Below are 19,041 nucleotides of genomic sequence, written 5' to 3' on the forward strand. Positions count from 1 at the left end.
ATTCCCCTCTCCTTACCACTTGCCTAACAGTACCTTTTCGTAGTACATATATACTAACTAAAGAGAGGAATTAGTCGCCCAAAAACATTTGCGGGCGAGTATTCCTCAAATGAGTCGTGAATTTTCAGTGGTCTTCTGTGGGTAGAAGTGCGATGATTTGGTCAACAAACTGTTGATGGTCAACAACTGGCTTAGAAATGTAGCCATCAGCACCGCTTTGTTTGAGAAAGTTCTCGCGATCGCCTTCCATAGCATGTGCCGTCACCAGAATAATAGGTAAGTTGGCTGTTTTTGGATCAGATTTTAACATTTGTGTAATTTTGATTCCATCAACAGACTTACCTTGGTAAACACTTCTGGACAGAGAAACATCCATCAAAATCAGGTCTGCTTCTCCTGATTGGGCAATTTTTATGACTTCTTCCACATTTTCAGTATGTTTCACACCCAAGCCGCCGCGCTTAGATAAAATTTTGGAAAAAACACGAGCATTAATTAGATCGTCTTCAACAATTAAAACAGTTTTCATGAGATTTTACTTATAGAGATGAGCGGATTAGGCAATTCAAAATTCGTCTTGACAAGTTTGCTACGGAGGGAAATATCCTGACCATTTTTCGCAAAACAGCTTGCCTCAACAGATAATTTTCCTTAACTGAACTGTATTAGGTTATGGAGTATGTACAAATTAAGTATGCAGCAGATTACCTTTGATTAAAACACCTACCCGCCATCTATCTCCTTTTTAATAGTCAATGTACATCCTCGTTATCAAGGATGATACTACTGCTTTTTATTATGTGACTATCAAAATTTTGTTAGCAATCCCATTTCATCCGTTATGCTGTGGTTGCTGCAATATTGAGTTCCATCGTTCTTTGTGTAGTTAAATTTCAGGGAAAAAACTCATGGCAAAACAGTTAAACCTTCTCTCAACGGGACAGGTAATTACAACAGCCTTGCATACCGAGATGCAACGGTCTTATCTAGAATATGCCATGAGCGTGATTGTCGGGCGAGCGCTACCAGACGTGCGTGATGGCTTAAAACCAGTGCATCGCCGCATTCTGTATGCAATGCACGAACTCGGTTTAGTACCAGAGAGACCCTATCGAAAATGTGCCCGTGTCGTGGGTGATGTGTTGGGTAAATACCATCCCCACGGCGACCAATCAGTTTACGATGCTTTAGTAAGACTGGTGCAGGATTTTTCTAGCCGCTATCCTTTGCTAGCAGGACATGGCAACTTTGGCAGCGTTGATAATGATCCTCCGGCGGCGATGCGCTACACAGAAACGCGCCTCGCACCCATCAGCCATGAGGGAATGCTGACAGAAATTGGCGAAGAAACTGTGGAATTTGTCGGGAACTTTGATAATTCCCAGCAAGAACCTACGGTGCTACCTGCTCAATTACCATTCCTTTTGCTCAATGGCTGTTCTGGAATTGCCGTGGGAATGGCGACGAATATTCCACCGCACAACTTGGGCGAAATTGTCGATGGGTTAATTGCTTTAATCGACAATCCAGATTTGTCAGATGAAAAGTTATTCGAGCTAATTCCAGCACCAGACTTTCCCACTGGTGGAGAAATAATTGGTCAGGTGGGAATTCGGGAGGCGTATACCACAGGGAAGGGCGGGATTCTGCTGCGGGGAGTCGCCGCCCTAGAGGAAATTCCAGCCACTAGGGGAAGCAAGCGACGGACGGCAATTATCATCACAGAATTGCCTTATCAAGTGAATAAAGCAGGCTGGATTGAGAAGGTAGCGGACTTAGTGAATCAAGGACGCCTGCAAGGAATTTCTGATCTTCGGGACGAGAGCGATCGCGAAGGAATGCGGGTAGTAATTGAACTCAAACGCGATACCAATCCCCAAGAAATTCTCCAGCATTTATATCACCAAACTGCTTTACAAATGACTTTTGGGGCAATTCTCCTAGCAATAGTCGATGGACAACCCCGCCAGTTAAGTTTGCGTCAACTGTTGCAGGAGTTTTTGAATTTCCGAGAAGAGACGCTCAACCGTCGCTACAATTACGAGTTGGGGAAAGCCCAAAGTCGTGTGCATTTGGTAGAAGGTTTGCTCAAAGCACTGTTGAATTTGGATGAGGTAATCGCAATTTTGCGCCAAGCTCCCGATGGAAGTACGGCAAAAATTAATCTTTGTAGCCGACTAGATTTGAGCGAGGTACAAGGAGATGCAATTCTGGCTATGCCATTACGCCGCCTCACCAGTTTAGAACAGCAGAATTTGCAGCAAGAGTTTGAGCAACTAAGCGAACAAATTAACTTATTACAAAACTTACTAAGCGATCGCCGCGAATTACTCAAGGCGCTGAAAAAAGACTTGCGATCGTTCAAGCGCAAATACAGCGATCCCCGGCGTACCAAGTTAGCAACCATCAGCAGCGACACAAAGATCCAAGAGGACAAGGGGACAAAGAGACAAGGAGTAGAGGATGATGAGGAAAATCCAAAATCCAAAATCCAAAATCCAAAATTAGAACAGCCAGCAGAGGAAGCGGTTTTAGAGTTTACCCAACGTGGGTATGTGCGCCGTACTCAGCCATCTGGGAGAAAGTCAAAAACTGAAAACGGTCTGCATGAGAATGACTTTATTATCCAAACGGTGTTGACTGACACAGACAAAGAGTTGCTGGTACTAACCAGTGGCGGTAAAGTCTACCCCATTAATGTGGGAGAAATTCCTCCAACTACTGGGCGTTCTCCACGGGGAAAACCATTGATTACCATGCTCAGTAGTACTGCTCAAGGCGCTCAAGAAGATGTGGTCAGTCGCTTTTTGCTGCCAGCCAATCTCGAAACTACACAGATGATTCTCCTGACAAAACAGGGACGAATTAAGCGTCTGTCTTTGGGAGAATTTACCAACTTGACTCGGCGCGGAATCACGATTTTGAAGCTCAAAGACGATGATGAATTGTCATTTACCCAGTTCACCACTCCAGGAGAACATCTGATTTTAGCTAGTTCAGGTGGGCGACTGTTGCGCTTTCCAGTCAATGATGAACAATTAGCGATTATGGGTCGCACAGCGATGGGTTTACAAGCATTTCGGTTATTGAAAAATCAGCAAATGGTTGGCTGTGTCACTGTCGGTAAAGATGACCAACTGCTGCTAGTTACTCAAGAAGGATATGCCAAGCGGATGGCTGCAAGTCATTTGAGACCGGCTAATCGCGGCGATTTAGGCACGCAAGCGCTGAAATTTGCCAGCAAAACTGACAACTTAGCTGGTATGATAACGGCGATGCCTTCTCTACGAGACGCTACGCGTAGCTTGCTTCCACGAAGTGGTACGGCGGGCTACGCCAACGCATCTGGCGAGGTAGCCCTAGTCACGAACAAAGAGCGGGTAGTGCGGATACCTGTGGAAACAGTGCCAATATTGGGCAGAGATGTGAAAGGTGAAAGTATCCTCCAGCTCGGCCGCGATGAAAAAATCATCACCGTCGCCGAAGTGCGAGCTTAATCAAGGCAAGTTTCTATTTTTGTAGGGTTTGCCTCGTTAAGAGTCTGAGACTAGGAGTGCCTTTTGAGAGGGCTGCCGCCTCCCGAATTGGCGGCAGAAAATATTGAGATGGTGCTTACTAAATCGCTGGATTTAGATCCCCGACTTATTGAAGAAGTTGGGGATCTGGGCAGCAATTTTTGCAAAAGTCCACACAACATTTTTTCTACCTCAGTAAATCTAACTGAAGACTGATGTTTTAATCTGTACAAATAGCTTTTGCCATTTATGTCAAGCTCTGGAAACAAAAGTATAAAAAATGTTGCATCTATGAAAATATTTGTTATATTAATTTACATAGAGCAATAAAGCTTCGCAAAAAAGTTTGGAGTGCTAATCATGACAAATGCAACTACAACAAAAGTTACTACTCCCGTAATTGAAGACCGCAATGCGTGGCGTTGGGGCTTTACCCCACAAGCAGAAATTTGGAACGGTCGCTTGGCAATGATCGGCTTTTCAGCAGCCGTTTTGGTTGAGCTTTTCTCTGGTCAAGGCTTTTTACACTTTTGGGGCATCCTATAAGTTTTAATATCCAAGATGACCTATAAATAAAAAAACCTGGAGTGCTAATTCACTACCAGGTTCTTTATTTGTTTGTCATTAGTCAGTTGTCATTTGTCCTTTGTTTATTTACCAATGACTAATGACTAATGACTAATGACCAATGACTAATGACTACCGAATATACTCCTTGAGAACGCTGTTGCGATTTGGGTGGCGTAACTTACGGAGTGCCTTCGCCTCAATTTGACGAATCCGTTCGCGGGTGACGTTGAAAATCTGTCCGATTTCCTCAAGGGTTTTCATCCGACCATCATCCAAGCCGTAACGCAGTCTGAGTACATCGCGTTCGCGGGGACTGAGGCTGTCAAGAACTTTTTCGAGGTCTTCGCGCAGAAGATTTTTGGAAACTTGGTCTTCTGGTGTTTCACCATCGGATTCAATAAAATCGCCCAACCGAGAATCTTCTTCTTTCCCAATGGGCGTTTCTAGTGAAATAGGTAACTGGGCAGATTTAGCAATAAACCGCAACTTCTCAATGGTCATTTCCATGCGAGTAGCGATTTCTTCTTCGGTAGGTTTGCGACCCATTTCTTGGGAGAGAAGTTTGGTAGTTTTCTTAATCCGAGAAATGGTTTCGTAGAGGTGAACTGGAAGGCGAATAGTGCGCGATTGATCTGCGATCGCACGGGTAATTGCTTGACGAATCCACCACGTAGCATAAGTAGAAAACTTATAACCTTTTTCGTGGTCAAACTTTTCAGCAGCGCGAATCAAACCGAGACTGCCTTCCTGAATTAAGTCTTGGAATGACAAACCACGATTCATGTATTTTTTGGCAATTGAAACCACAAGACGCAGGTTAGATTGCACCATCTTGTCTTTCGCCCTGCGACCAACGTGCAGACGATAACGAAAAGCTGGCAAAGGCAGTTGCACTGCTTCTGCCCATTCGCTATCTCTGGGATCGCGATCTAACTGCTCTGAAAGTCTTTCCCGTACCCGCTCTAATTCCAGCAAATCAGCTATTTTTCGAGCCAATTCAATTTCTTCGTCTGCCCGCAACAAACGAATTCTACCGATTTCTTGCAAGTAAAGCCGAATCGAATCTTCGGTGTAGTGCTTTTTCTTGCTTTGTGTCCGACGACGCGATTTAGCGGCTTTTCCAGACTTTGCGTCGTCCTCATCAGACTGAGGCTCTAAAAATTCATCTTCGCCTTCATCGATGATCAGCAAGTCCTCTTCTTCGTCTATTAAGAGTTCTTCTAACTCGAGCTCAGGCTGATTCATTATTTCTAGTTCAGGCTGATATATGCTTTCGAGTACGTTGGTCTTAGCCTGGTTCATGCCGCGTTCCTCATGCTCCTTGCAGAATCAATTACTCAAGATGTGTTTACTGCTCTTTTAAAAAAGAGCTAGTTGTCAACCGAAAATAAATTTTTTGGCAGATTTGCCAGAAATATTTTCGGAGGTTTTTTAGTTTAAGCCATCACTATAAGGTTACTTGATCACCTTAGTAAATGTTATGTGTGTTGCTATAACACACTGCTTTTAACTAACTGGTCAAAAAAAAGACTCGCCTTTATTAAAAAATTTGCCATCCCATACAAACTAATTCAGAATGTTGGCAGATTTTCTTAATAAATACTTTTCCGATTGTAGCCTGTTTCACAGAAATTGCACTTTTTTTGTGTATTCATCATGAATTCATTAAGCAAATGTTAGCCACCTTTACCAAAAAGACATTAAAAACGGGAGTTATGCCCAGATATTTTTCTCTACTTTTCGGAATTTCAGTGACACTATTATGACATTGAAAAGTAAGTACACTTGCTCCTACCAAATTTCATGTATTTTACACAACATTAGTTACTTAGAAAGAGTGCATTATATGTTAATTCAGACGACAAGTCTTAATCTAACCATTTTTACATTTCCTTCATAAATTAGGCATTCCTTAGATAAAACCGGGTCTTGACCTTGGGTAAATACAACAAGGGTGGTAGTGCTTACCTTAAGGGAGTTAACCTTCTGCGTACTAATTACCTGAACTAAGGAGTTGAGGCTGTGGCAGAATCGACCTGATAGTAGATCAATTTAGGTTTAACTAATTTGGTCTTATTCACACGTTAGCGCACTGCGGCGATTTCAGCCCTATGAAACTTGACAAACTCTTCTTATTGTATACAAGGATATTTTAATCAATTCAAAAATGATTTGCCCTACGATCTCACCAATATTGGCCTATTTAAGGCAAAAGTACATTAGATACATATGACACAATAGCGATCGCCACGGCACTACATGAAGATATTAACAAGTTTTTAGCCAGATGGTGTGTGCTTCCAGTAACTATCATCTCGATAAAAAAGTCGCAAGATTGTCTTATGACTTGCTTACAAAGCTTACTTACGTATGTGAAAAGTGAATTTTAATACTTCTATTTCAGTAACTGTTTGTCATCTAATAATTAGAAATCCTCAATATACTTATTGACTGCTGTTTGATAGATGATATTTAGTTATTGCTCATCAAGCATAACAAATGAGTTTCTAGCTGGTGGGCGAAATTAATCAGCAAGTCAGAGCAACGAGTATTCAGGACTTACGCAACTGGCACAGCGCGATCGCATTTATATAGTATTTATGTACTAAATAAAAGTGGCATACCCAAAGGGAATTGATGAAATTAATAACAGTAATCGGCTGTGTTAAGTATTCTTCAGCGTAAGTCCTGTTGAAATTACGCTAGGGTCTATAGACGTACACATAGCAGATTAGAGTACAAAAGGCTGATGTAATAGAGTTGTTGTTTTTCACTACGACAACTCAAAAGTCTTTCCTGATGTAGAGCCTATGGTTGGTACTGAAAGAGTTTCGAGTGATTAGTAGCAGTTACGATTGAGGAGTAGTGTGATAATGGGGTTTTTCGGACTCACAGTGTGATTTACAAGTATTTATGGTAATATTTGTTCGTTTGTAATTTGATCAAGAAAAGAGTTTCAATGAAGATATTAGCTAGACTGTTCAGCTGTGTTTCTCTAGTGTTATTGATGACATTTGCATTTGTAACACCACCAGCATTTGCCAGCGTGTCCCCTTGGGACGAGCCGCGCAGAGAACCTATTGATAATATTAATTATTACGATTGCTCAAATAAACCAGATGGAAACTATAAAAATCCAAACGACGTTACTAGGTTTATAATGTGTAACGATGGGAGAGCGGCTGATGTACCTTGTGCGAATTGCACTCAAGATGACAGTCGGTGTAGCGGAAGTGAATATTTATATTGGGACGATAGTAAAAAAGTCTGCGAGTATCCAATTTATGTTCTTTAATGTTCTAAACCTTACCAATGGGTTTAAATCAAATTCAAATAACCCATAGAATCAGTGAAATTACCTCACAGTCTATATTGTGGGGTTTTTATTTGGTCAAATAGACTCAGTTTTTACAAAAATTTGTAAATTCAAATCAATTGACAGTTATCACCCCTATCACCCATTCCCTCCACTCTTACTCAGAAGTGTACTGACACAGGCGCATAAAAAACCACCAAACTAACAGGAAATACCTGAAAATTTGGTGGTTTTGTTAATACTTAGATGGGGTTTTATGGACAATACTTTTCACTCTTAATCGCCAAACTGGAAAATTTTAGATATTTCTTGTATTGCCTGCTGATTACCCGTTACAAGCATACGTCCATCAAAAAATAGCTTTATACCAGTACTAGGATCTTGATAATATTCTTGAAAATCTTCAGCACTCATTGTGATAGTGCAATCAGATTCACCAAAATTACCTTGCGTTACTGATTGTCCGGAGTCAGAGGCATTAACATACCATTCTCCACCCCGATCGCCAGTAATGTGAAACTTGCACTTGTGACCTATTTTTTGAAAATATTCAGGTTTTTTTGACATAGCAGCAGGAAGTAGCTCATTAAAAAACTTTTGAATATCAACTGCCATTAGTTGCTCTCCGATTACTTAAATAAATTTGACACATACCATAATTTCAGAATTTCAACGATAATGCAAGAAGTTAGTTAATTGACTTATAAAGGACGTAGTTTGTAGCGTAAAAAGTATAAACAAAAAAATTGATTAATTTTTATTTTGTCATCATCTAAAAGAAATAGATTTTACTACTGATTTTCCATTGGAATACATCAGGATGTAGAAACCATTAAAAAAGTAATGGGTAATAAGTTTTCACCCATTACCCATTACCTACTTCACAAATTATTAGAGTATTAAATATCTAGATCCGTGAAGTTAAGTTTAGAACCATAAGTTTCGATAAATTCTCGTCTGGGTGCGACACGATCGCCCATTAAAATTGTAAAGATGCGATCAGCTTCAGCAGCGTCTTCAATTTCAACTTGCTTCATTTTACGGCTTTCTGGGTTCATGGTGGTGTCCCAGAGTTGTTGCGGCATCATTTCACCCAAACCTTTGAAGCGTTGGATGGTATAGTTAGCGTTAGCAGGAAATTTGCTGATTGCTTGATTTTTTTCGCGATCGCTATAGCAGTACTCATGATTACGTCCCCGTTCTACTTTAAACAGTGGGGGACAAGCAATATAAATAAAGCCCTGTTCGATGAGCGCTCGTTGATATCGATAGAAGAATGTTAACAACAAAGTTCTGATGTGCGCTCCATCTACGTCAGCGTCCGTCATAATGACTATACGGTGATAGCGCAGTTGGGTAGAATCGAATTCATCACCTTTGACACCTAAACCAAGTGCTGTAATTAACGATTGAACTTCGTTATTTTTATAGATTTTAGCATCGTCGGTTTTTTCAATGTTGAGGATTTTACCACGTAGAGGTAGGATCGCTTGAGTGCGGCGATCGCGTCCTTGTTTTGCACTCCCACCGGCTGAGTCCCCTTCCACGATGAATATCTCAGATTCACTGGGGTCACGAGAACTACAATCGGCCAATTTACCAGGTAATGGCGAAGATTCCAGCACCGATTTGCGCCGAACTAACTCCCGTGCGTGACGGGCTGCTTCTGCGGCTTTGAAAGCTTGGATAGCTTTATCTAAAATTGAGTCTGCGATCGCAGGATGAAATTCTAGGTACTCTGTAAGGACTTCTCCCACCAAAGAATCAACAATCCCGCGAACTTCGGTGTTACCAAGTTTAGTTTTGGTTTGTCCTTCAAATTCTGGATCTGGGACTTTAACGGAAATAACCGCAGTTAGACCTTCGCGGACGTGTTCGCCACTGAGGTTAGGTTCATTCTCTTTAATTTTATTGCGCTTGCGGGCGATCGTATTTAATGTCCGAGTTAGAACCGCCTTCAACCCTTCTAAGTGCGTACCACCATCAACGGTACGAATATTGTTAGCAAAACCTAGCACATTATCCGTGTAAGCATCAGTACACCACTGTAAAGAAACTTCCACTTGTACATTGTTGCGTTCCCCCTGCACATAGATAACTTCTTCATGCAACGGTTGCTTCTCACGGTTCATGTAGGCAATATATTCTTTAATGCCGCCTTTATAATCGTAAGATTCTACCTTGGGTGTATCGCTTTTTAGTAATTCTAGACGATGGTCAGTAAAGGTAATTTTGACACCAGCATTCAAATACGCCAACTCCCGTAGGCGACCTGATAAAGTGATGTAATCAAACTCAATGCTAACAGTGAATATTTGGGTATCTGGTTTAAAAGTAACAGAAGTTCCGGTTCTAGCTTCTTTGTAAGGCTTGGTTTCTAGTTCAGTAACTGGGATACCCCGTTCATAACGCTGAATATGAACTTTTTTATCTCGCCAAACTGTAACTTCCACCATGTCAGACAGGGCGTTAACAACAGAAATACCAACCCCGTGTAATCCCCCAGAAACTTTGTAACCACCGCCGCCAAACTTACCACCGGCGTGCAGTACCGTCATCACGGTTTCCAAAGCCGATTTCCCCGTGCGCGAGTGAGTATCGACGGGAATACCGCGACCATCATCTGTTACAGTCACGGAACCATCAGCGTTGATATCCACCTCTATATGAGTGCAATAACCCGCCAAAGCCTCATCAATTGAATTGTCCACCACCTCGTAAACTAAATGGTGGAGTCCTCGCGGCCCAGTAGTACCGATGTACATTCCTGGTCGCTTGCGGACGGCTTCCAGACCTTCCAGAACTTGAATCTGATCGGCACTGTAACTGCTCGTCATGTAAACTCTCCTGATTCGTGGGGTTGAACTCGCTGAAAGGCAAACAAAAGTAAAAACACTCCAAAATTGTAACACAAAAGCCTTGCTAGCGTCTGTAGGGCATTTTCAAGAGAAGTTTATACTGGGGTTGCAGTCCTATTTGAGGAGGCAGGGGCCGGGGGAATAACTATTCCTATGACAAATGACTAATAGACCTCTTGCAAAAGTCCTTCTTTTCGCTTTCTTCTTTGCGCCTTTGCGCCTTTGCGTGAGATAAAAAATTATTTATGCAAGAGGTCTAATGACTAATGACAAAATTGATTGTAATTTGTGGCGCGACGGCAACAGGTAAATCCGGTTTGGCTTTGGCTTTGGCGATGCGGTTGGTTTCTGTAATTCTCAGTGCTGATTCTCGTCAAGTTTACCGTGAGTTTGATATTGGCACTGCAAAACCAAGTGTGGCTGAACAAAAATTCGTACTGCATTACTTAATAGATGTCTGCGAGCCAACAGACATGATGACAGTAGCAGACTACCAGCAGCAAGTACAAGCACTAATTGCTTCTCTTGATGTTACGCCACTGTTGCTAGTTGGTGGCACTGGTTTATACATCCGTTCCATTGTCCAAGGCATGAAAATCCCTAGAGTTGCACCGCAAACAGAATTGCGATCGCAACTTGAATCTCTAGGTCAACATCAACTTTATGCAATGTTACAACAAGTTGATCCGATTGCTGCACAAAAGATTCATGGCAATGACTCAGTACGAACTTTACGAGCTTTAGAGGTATACTATGTCACTGGTTATCCAATTTCAGAACAGCAAGGGGAGAATCCACCAAATTATCCGATTTTGCAAATTGGTTTGGATTGCGATGTTGAAAAGTTGGAGGCTCGGATTAAACAACGGACTCAGCAAATGATCGCAGATGGTTTGGTTGCTGAGGTGGAGTATCTTTGTCAAAAATATGGCGCTGATTTGTCTTTATTGAATACTTTGGGATATCAAGAAATCAAGCAATATTTGGCTGGGGATATTTCCTTAAATAAAGCGGAAGAATTAACGATTTTGCATACGCGACAATTTGCTAAACGGCAACGCACTTGGTTCCGTGCATATCCGCAAATTGAATGGTTTAATGCCGATGATCCTGATTTATTAGAGAAGGTTTGGTATCGGATAAATGAGTTTATAAGTTGTACAAGTTTGTGAGATTTTTTACTCATGCAAAGACGCAAAGTTTTTTTTGCGTCTTTACAGTGAGTGTCCTAGAGAGTGTCGGGATCTACGCCCATAGCCCGTAGCCTATCTGCTAGTAACTGGGCGCGTTGTTCTGCTTGTTTAGCAAGTTTTCCTTCCTGTTCGGCGCGTTCATCCCCAGTTAGCAAAACAGTACCATCTTGGTAGCACCAGCGTAACCAAGTATCCTGTCTACCTTCAAATTGACCTTCCCACAAAGTTACGCCTAAACCAACTTGGTCTAACCAATTTTCTGAAGTTTCAAAGTATCGCCTTCCCCTGATTTCATAAACGTGCAGCACTTTTTCTCCTAATTGCTGATTTGGGTCATAGACGATGTAGTAACTAGCCCGTATTTGTTCATAAATTTTCAGTTTATTACCCAGTTCACCACCTTCTTTATTAGAGACAATTTCGAGGACGACTTCTGGAGGTTTGCCAAAATGCCAAACCATATAACAATTTTTAGGCACTTGGACATCTAAGCTGAGAAGGACATCTGGTACAATGGGGGGCTGAAGGTCTGTATAGTAAATACCCACATTAGCCTCAGCTAAAAAAGTCTGACTTTGTAGAGAACTGTAAAGAGAACTCACTAAAAGACGTTGTTGTTTGGCAAATGCAAAATTATCCACAGGTGTTTGCTGTTTTTCGGAAGCAAAATTGTCCACAGGTTTATCATCTTCAGTGATTAGCTGGTTGGCATCTGGCACATAGTAATCATCATTGATTAGAACTTCCTGAACCATGATTTTATCCAGTATTTAAGAGCGTTATTTCTAGGTTAGTTGATTGGGGATGGGAGGTGCGCGTATATTTCCACAATGACAGACATGTTTGTGCAAAAATCTATAATAAAGTGTCAGTAACATCACTACCATGATTGGAAAAATCCTGCGGCATCGTTACAAAATTATAGAAAAGCTTGCAGATGGAGGCTTTGGCGAAACATATCTGGCTGAAGACTTAGATATTCCGGCCAACCCGAAACCTAAGTGTGTTGTCAAGCGTTTACAGCCGCAAATGATTAATCCAGAAGTGGTGCGTCTATTTGGTAAAGAAGGTGAAACCCTCTACAGACTCGGGCAAAACCACAATAAAATTCCCAAGCTTTTTGCCTATTTTCAGGAGAATCAAGAATTCTACCTCATTCAAGAATTTATTGATGGGCATGATTTAAAAAGGGAAATTAACCCCAGCAAGCCTTGGAGCGAAGTACAGGTAAAACAATTATTGCAAGAAATTTTAGAAGTCCTGGAATATGTTCATGAAAATAATGTGATCCACCGGGATATTAAGCCAGAAAATATCATGCGAAGAAGGCATGATGGGAAGTTGATATTGATTGACTTTGGAGCAGTAAAACAAATTAGTACTCTCCCAGCAAATAATCAAAGCAATACTAGTCGTACCGTTGCTATTGGTACTCCCGGTTATATGCCAAGCGAACAAGCGCAAGGTAAACCAAAATTTAGCAGTGACATTTATGCCTTTGGAATGACAGCAATTCAATTACTGACTGGTGTTGAACCTCACTCGCTTCCAGAAGATAACAAAGGTGAAGTAATTTGGAGAAATCGCACTCGCGTAAGTGACTTTTTCGGAGAGTTTTTAACAAAAATGGTGCAGTATGATTACCGAGCGCGTTATGCAAATGCAACTGAAGCATTGCAGGCACTCAAAGGTAACGTGGTGACTTCTGCTACTCTGCGTGTCTCTCCTGCTCACAATTCAGTTTCAACTAAGATTAAAACTATTTGGAAACCTTTAGTTGAATTTGGAATCGTAATTGTCGCCACTATTGGTAGTTTAAAATTCCTACCGTTACTACCTCAACCAACGCCTAGCATACCTGCAATAACTTCAAAACCAACTCCTAGCAGTATAACTATTCCTAAAAAATCTGTGCCAGCTAAACCGATTATTCTTCCGCAAACAACGCCTAGCATACCTGCAATAACTTCAAAACCAACTCCTAGCAGTATAACTATTCCTAAAAAACCTGTGTCAGCTAAACCGATTATTCTTCCGCAAACAACGCCTAGCATACCTGTAATAACTTCAAAGTCAATTCCTAGCAGTATAAATATTCCTAAAAAACCTGTGCAACAGATAACGATCGCTGATGCAGTTGGTAGTTATAGTGGTGAAGGATTAAATAAAAATGATGGGACAAAATTTAAGGTTTCTCTGGATGTATTCAATAAAAGTCATGTAAGTTTATCTTTTTCTGATGGATTTAGCGGACTTTTATTAAGTGAGTTTTTACTAAATAATAATGGAGAATTCAAAATGAATGAAGATTCTACAAGTATGGATATTAATTCAACATTTAGCCAAGACTGGCAAGTAATTATAAATGCTAAATTTATTGATTTAAATACAATAAAAGCCACATATAAATTAATTCCAATAAAAGATAATCCTTTCAGTAATCAATATGGTGAAATTACCTTTTTTAGGAAGAATAAAACATACTATACCCTATGACGAAAACAAGCAATCACCTTCCATGCACCCATCCAAATTATTGCTGAAGATGAAGATAAGTCCGATCGCAATCTATACCAAGCTGTTAAGCTGTTGTTCAAAAAGCTAGTCTCTTAACTAGAAAACTTGCTAGAGTGAACAAAGTTAGCCTTAATGTCTAATCGCCAAAACCTATACATCTCATGGATTTTGCTAATCTTGCATCCCAGTTAAATGCTGGAACAATTTTGCCAGAGGGGATTGTTATTCTCACCCTCCTGGGGGTTTTGATTGTTGATTTGATTTTGGGGCGTACATCCGCACGCTGGATTGGATATCTAGCGATCGCAGGTTTATTTGCTGCCATTCTCGCCCTATATTTTCAATGGGACTCTCCTAATCCCATCGCTTTCACTGGTGGCTTTAACGGTGATGACCTTAGTATCGTCTTTCGCGGTATTATTGCCTTGTCTGCGATCGCCACTATATTGATGTCAATTCGCTACGTTGAGCAAAGTGGTACCCCTTTAGCAGAATTCATTGCTATTTTGCTGAGTGCTACTTTAGGAGGAATGTTTTTATCCGGGGCTAATGAATTGGTGATGATTTTCATCTCCCTAGAAACCCTGAGTATTTCCTCTTATTTGTTAACAGGTTATACCAAGCGTGACCCCCGCTCCAATGAAGCGGCGCTGAAATACTTGTTAATTGGAGCTTCCAGTACGGCAATATTTTTGTACGGTGTATCACTGCTGTATGGACTATCTGGAGGACAAACAGAACTAAGTGCGATCGCTAATGGCATTGCTACAGCTAAAGTCGGTCAATCTTTAGGTTTAGTAATTGCCCTGGTTTTTGCGATCGCAGGTATTGGCTTCAAAATCTCCGCTGCACCCTTCCACCAGTGGACACCAGACGTTTACGAAGGCGCTCCCACCCCAGTAATCGCCTTTTTATCCGTCGGTTCCAAAGCAGCTGGGTTTGCCCTAGCCATCCGCTTGCTAACAACAGCCTTTCCCCTTGTTGCTGACGAGTGGAGGTTTGTCTTCACTGCTCTGGCCGTTCTCAGTATGATCTTGGGTAACGTAGTCGCCCTAGCCCAAACCAGCATGAAACGAATGCTAGCTTATTCATCCATTGCCCAAGCTGGGTTTGTGATGATTGGCTTGATTGCTGGTACACAGGCAGGGTATGCCAGTATGATATTTTACCTGATGGTTTACCTGTTCATGAACCTGTGCGGCTTTACCTGCATTATTCTGTTCTCACTACGAACAGGAACCGACCAGATTGCCGAATATTCTGGCTTATATCAAAAAGACCCACTCCTAACATTAGGATTGAGTATCTCCCTCCTTTCCTTGGGCGGTATTCCACCGATGGCTGGGTTTTTCGGTAAGATTTACTTGTTCTGGGCTGGTTGGCAAGCAGGACTTTATTGGTTAGTCTTGCTAGGCTTAGTTACTAGCGTCGTGTCCATCTACTACTACATTCGTGTAGTCAAGATGATGGTAGTTAAAGAACCCCATGAAATGTCCGACGCGGTGAAGAATTATCCACAAGTGCGTTGGGATTTGCCTGGGCTTAGACCTTTGCAGGTTGGGTTGGTGGTAACATTAATTGCCACTACCATAGGAGGAATTTTGTCAAATCCCCTGTTTACATTGGCGAATAATTCCATCTCCAATACCCAAATTTTGCAAGCAACACTCAACAGGAATGTAAAAGCACAAAATCTACTGCTTTTGCCAAAGTTAGATTCGGTAAGTCAGTCTCAACCCTCAGCTGATTCTACTGCTAAGATTTAATAACCCGAATCTCGATAAAACTTTGTGCTAGAAGACACGCCTGTTTGCTGATTAGCAGACAGGCGTTTGTCGTACTTTTTAACGTGATATTCTCCACTTTCTTCTACTTGCACTTGAATTTCAATAAATAAATAGGACTTACGCAAAACTACACGCTGTAGGGGCAATTCATGAATTGCCCCTACCTGAAAATCAAGGTTTCGGCTATTGTTTGCGTAAGTCCTGATAAATTTACACCAATTTTACTAAATCCTGAGTGTATTTATGGGCGTGGTGAAAGTTCCCATAAATAAAATTCACGGGGTTATTAATTTCATCGGCAATACCAGTCACCATCTGTAATTTGATCCAGTTTTCTTCTTAGGCGATCGCTACAGGATCAACATTAACTACAAATCTTCATTTTCACTGGAGATAAACATCCTCTTTCATGAAGGCGATCGCTCTGAGATTAGTCATTATTACCCTATCCTTTTACAAAAATAGCATTAAACCAGAAAAATATTGTTGATGCAGTAGTTTAATTTTTTCAGTTAGTCAACAGTATTTATTATGAACAGACATAGAGGTATTTATGTCTTTTTAATAAACATAACAATCCCACATATTCACGGTTATTTTTTAACAAAAAATACTCAATAATACTGGTTAGGTTGTAAAAGATTCATCTAGATTTATACACCTTTAACAATGACGTAAATATGATTTACACACTGTTAGTGGTGTTAAAGTGAATTTTTTGAAAAAATTTTTATAGGCTCTCTATGAGTCTATTGATTTTATTCTCCTGTAATTCATGTTCGTTACTTCTAACTAATATATTTCTATGAAGGAACTACTTTCCTCTGATTTGTACTGTCCATTTTCATCCCAGATCAATAGGAATGTTAATGTTCTAGAAGAGTATGCTCTTGAATGGGTAACTCGCTTTAACCTACTGGCAAATGAAGCAACTTATAAGCGTTTTTGTAAGTCTAAATTCTTTTTATTAGCTGCATCTGCCTATCCTAACTGCCGGCTTGAAGAACTGAAGATTGCACATGACTGGCTAAGTTGGGTGTTTATTTGGGATGATCAATGTGATTTATCAGAGTTAAAAAATCAACCTGAAGTATTAAAGAATTTTCACCAAAGATATTTGGAAATACTCAACGGTGCAGAACTTATAAGTCAGGATACACTGTTCAGTCATGCATTAATTGACTTACGACAACGAACTCTCGAAAGAGCTAGCATAAAATGGTTCAAGTACTTCATCAGTTACTTGGAAGACTACTTCTGTGGGTGTGTTCAAGAAGCAACCAACCGCGCGAAGGGTATTGTACCTGATGTAGACACTTATATTATGATACGTAGATCAAGCGTAGGAGTTTATGCTGTTCTCGCATTAGCTGAATTTTGTAATCAGTTCATGATTCCCGATGTTTTAAGAAATCACTACCTTGTGAAAAAACTGGAACTAATCACAACTGACATTATTGCTTGGTCTAACGATATTTTCTCTGCATCCAGAGAAATAGCAAGTGGTGATGTTCACAATTTAATATTTGTCTTGCATTATCACAAGCAAATTTCTATAGAAGAAGCAACAAAACAAGTGATGGTAATCCACAATAAAGAAGTACAATCCTTGTTGAGCTTAGAATTATTTCTCCCACTTTTTGGAGAAGAATTAGATGTTGATATCGCAAAATATATATCAAGTATGCATAGTTGGATTCGTGGCAACCTCGATTGGTATTCCCACTCTTCTCGCTATCAGAATTTAGATAGGCTGGAACTGACAGAGTTCAAATAAAAAAATACCACTTAAAAACAAAAAATTAGATGCAACTACCTAATATTCTCAAAACTCCCTCTTTACTACAAAAGCTTCAGTGGGTTAGTGATCCTGTGGGTTATATGGAAAATGCAGCCCAGCAATATCCTGATATTTTTACCGGTGAAATTATCGGTTTTGGTGAGACAGTAGTGTTTGTGAACCATCCCCAGGCAATCGAGGAAATTTTAACTAATGATAGAAAAAAGTTTACAGCCGTCGGGAAACTCAACGAAATTGCCCAGCCGTTTTTGGGGAATTATTCAGTCTTGATGCTAGATGGCGATCGCCACAAACACCAACGACAACTCGTGACACCCTCTTTTCATGGAGAGCGGATGCAAGCCTATGGTAAACTAATCTGTAATGCGTCTGAAAAACTTTTTAGTCAGTTACCATTAAACAATCCCTTTTTAGCTCGTAATCTAACAGAGGATATATCTCTGCAAGTCATTTTACAGGCTATCTTTGGCTTGTATAATGAAGAAAAAATTCAAAAACTTAGGCAACTATTGCCGTCGCTGTTAAACCCTTTTAAGTCACCTTGGACTTCTAGTTTATTCTTTTTCCGATTCTTGCAACAGGATTTAGGAGCTTGGAGTCCTTGGGGGAAGTTTCTTCGCGATCGCGAGCAAATTGATCAATTCCTCTACACTGAAATTGCCGAGTGTCGGCAAAAATCCGATCCAGAACGCATCGATATTCTTTCTTTGCTGATATCATCTCGAGATGAAGCGGGCCAACCGATGACGGATCAGGAATTACACGATCAGTTAATAACCCTAATACTTGCCGGTTATGAGACTACGTCATCGGCAATGGCTTGGGGATTCTACTGGATTCACCAAAATCCTCTAGTGAGGGAAAAACTGCTTCAAGAACTAGATACTCTCGGTGATTCCCCAGATCCGATGAGCATTTACCAACTGCCATATCTTACAGCTGTCTGTAACGAAACCTTGCGAATTTACCCCATTACAATGTTTTCGTTTCCCAGGGTAGTGCAAGAATCCATTGAATTATTAGGACATCCTTTAGAGCCAGGAACTGTACTACTTCCCAGTATTTATCTCACTCATCAGCGAGAGGATTTATATCCCCAGCCTAAGCAATTTAAACCAGAGCGCTTTATTGAACGTCAATTTTCTCCCTATGAATTCCTACCCTTTGGTGGTGGTGTCCGTCGTTGTATTGGTCAAGCTTTGGCTCAATTTGAAATGAAGCTAGTATTTGCAACCGTTTTGTCACGCTATCACTTGGCACTAGCTGATCAGCGAACAGAGAAACCTCAACGTCGAGGTTTTAACCTTGCGCCTTCCAGTGGAGTCAAGATGGTAATTATAGGACGACGTGTGCGTCAAGAGTCTTTAGTGAATATGACAACTACACCCGTATCTTAGTAGCTTGTTAGAGTTATTTTTAGAAGTCTTAGAAATCACCCAGTTTGTCACAAAAACTGGGTTTTGAAAATTGTAGGTTACAGTACT

The 19,041-nt window shown here is 40.8% G+C and carries 14 protein-coding genes; 8 read left to right on the forward strand and 6 right to left on the reverse strand.

Features of this window, described 5'->3' with window-relative positions:
* Positions 1-124: 124 nt before the first annotated feature.
* Complete coding sequence (locus tag F8S12_RS06610; protein WP_196515532.1) at positions 125-529, reverse strand: response regulator; 405 nt, start codon at positions 527-529, stop codon at positions 125-127.
* 379 nt (positions 530-908) lie between these two features.
* On the opposite strand from F8S12_RS06610, the gene gyrA reads away from it, so the two are divergent.
* Together gyrA and F8S12_RS06620 are read left to right on the forward strand one after the other, a co-directional pair.
* A complete protein-coding gene (gene gyrA, locus F8S12_RS06615) occupies positions 909-3,497 on the forward strand; it encodes a DNA topoisomerase (ATP-hydrolyzing) subunit A (protein ID WP_196515533.1) in 2,589 nt (862 codons plus the stop codon).
* Between the two features lie 378 nt (positions 3,498-3,875).
* Positions 3,876-4,061, forward strand: a complete 186-nt coding sequence (locus F8S12_RS06620) for a chlorophyll a/b-binding protein (RefSeq protein ID WP_100898540.1) — start codon at positions 3,876-3,878, stop codon at positions 4,059-4,061.
* A 153-nt stretch (positions 4,062-4,214) separates the two neighbouring features.
* Here F8S12_RS06620 and rpoD read toward each other — a convergent pair whose 3' ends face one another.
* Positions 4,215-5,387 carry an RNA polymerase sigma factor RpoD gene (gene rpoD, locus F8S12_RS06625; RefSeq protein WP_196515534.1) on the reverse strand — a complete coding sequence of 391 codons (1,173 nt, stop codon included), beginning with the start codon at positions 5,385-5,387 and terminating at the stop codon, positions 4,215-4,217.
* A gap of 1,705 nt (positions 5,388-7,092) precedes the next feature.
* On the opposite strand from rpoD, the gene F8S12_RS06630 reads away from it, so the two are divergent.
* The gene (locus F8S12_RS06630) at positions 7,093-7,380 is read left to right on the forward strand and encodes a carbohydrate-binding module family 14 protein (RefSeq protein WP_196515535.1); all 288 of its coding nucleotides are present in this window, start codon (positions 7,093-7,095) and stop codon (positions 7,378-7,380) included.
* A 297-nt stretch (positions 7,381-7,677) separates the two neighbouring features.
* On the opposite strand, the gene F8S12_RS06635 is transcribed toward F8S12_RS06630, so the two are convergent.
* Positions 7,678-8,016: an SCP2 sterol-binding domain-containing protein gene (locus F8S12_RS06635; RefSeq protein ID WP_196515536.1), complete on the reverse strand. Its 339-nt coding sequence runs from the start codon at positions 8,014-8,016 to the stop codon at positions 7,678-7,680.
* 284 nt (positions 8,017-8,300) lie between these two features.
* Positions 8,301-10,238 carry a DNA topoisomerase (ATP-hydrolyzing) subunit B gene (gene gyrB / locus F8S12_RS06640; RefSeq protein ID WP_196515537.1) on the reverse strand — a complete coding sequence of 646 codons (1,938 nt, stop codon included), beginning with the start codon at positions 10,236-10,238 and terminating at the stop codon, positions 8,301-8,303.
* A gap of 287 nt (positions 10,239-10,525) precedes the next feature.
* Here gyrB and miaA point away from each other — a divergent pair, with 287 nt between their 5' ends.
* Positions 10,526-11,431 (forward strand): tRNA (adenosine(37)-N6)-dimethylallyltransferase MiaA, encoded by a 906-nt coding sequence (miaA, locus tag F8S12_RS06645; RefSeq protein WP_196515538.1) that lies wholly within the window; start codon positions 10,526-10,528, stop codon positions 11,429-11,431.
* Between the two features lie 56 nt (positions 11,432-11,487).
* Here miaA and F8S12_RS06650 read toward each other — a convergent pair whose 3' ends face one another.
* On the reverse strand, positions 11,488-12,207 hold the full coding sequence (locus F8S12_RS06650) for a Uma2 family endonuclease (protein WP_196515539.1): 720 nt from the start codon (positions 12,205-12,207) through the stop codon (positions 11,488-11,490).
* A 130-nt stretch (positions 12,208-12,337) separates the two neighbouring features.
* Here F8S12_RS06650 and F8S12_RS06655 point away from each other — a divergent pair, with 130 nt between their 5' ends.
* A complete protein-coding gene (locus tag F8S12_RS06655) occupies positions 12,338-13,948 on the forward strand; it encodes a serine/threonine protein kinase (RefSeq protein WP_196515540.1) in 1,611 nt (536 codons plus the stop codon).
* A gap of 182 nt (positions 13,949-14,130) precedes the next feature.
* Complete coding sequence (locus F8S12_RS06660; RefSeq protein WP_196515541.1) at positions 14,131-15,735, forward strand: NAD(P)H-quinone oxidoreductase subunit N; 1,605 nt, start codon at positions 14,131-14,133, stop codon at positions 15,733-15,735.
* Here F8S12_RS06660 and F8S12_RS06665 read toward each other — a convergent pair.
* Positions 15,732-15,902, reverse strand: coding sequence for a hypothetical protein (locus F8S12_RS06665; protein WP_196515542.1), 171 nt, complete (start codon positions 15,900-15,902; stop codon positions 15,732-15,734). The two genes, F8S12_RS06660 and F8S12_RS06665, sit on opposite strands and share 4 nt — an antisense overlap.
* 659 nt (positions 15,903-16,561) lie before the next feature.
* Here F8S12_RS06665 and F8S12_RS06675 point away from each other — a divergent pair.
* Positions 16,562-17,533, forward strand: coding sequence for a terpene synthase family protein (locus F8S12_RS06675; protein ID WP_196515543.1), 972 nt, complete (start codon positions 16,562-16,564; stop codon positions 17,531-17,533).
* Between the two features lie 29 nt (positions 17,534-17,562).
* Positions 17,563-18,954, forward strand: a complete 1,392-nt coding sequence (locus F8S12_RS06680; RefSeq protein ID WP_196515544.1) for a cytochrome P450 — start codon at positions 17,563-17,565, stop codon at positions 18,952-18,954.
* The last annotated feature ends 87 nt before the right edge of the window (positions 18,955-19,041 follow it).

It is taken from the genome of Nostoc sp. WHI, assembly GCF_015714725.1.
Taxonomy (GTDB): Bacteria; Cyanobacteriota; Cyanobacteriia; order Cyanobacteriales; family Nostocaceae; genus Nostoc.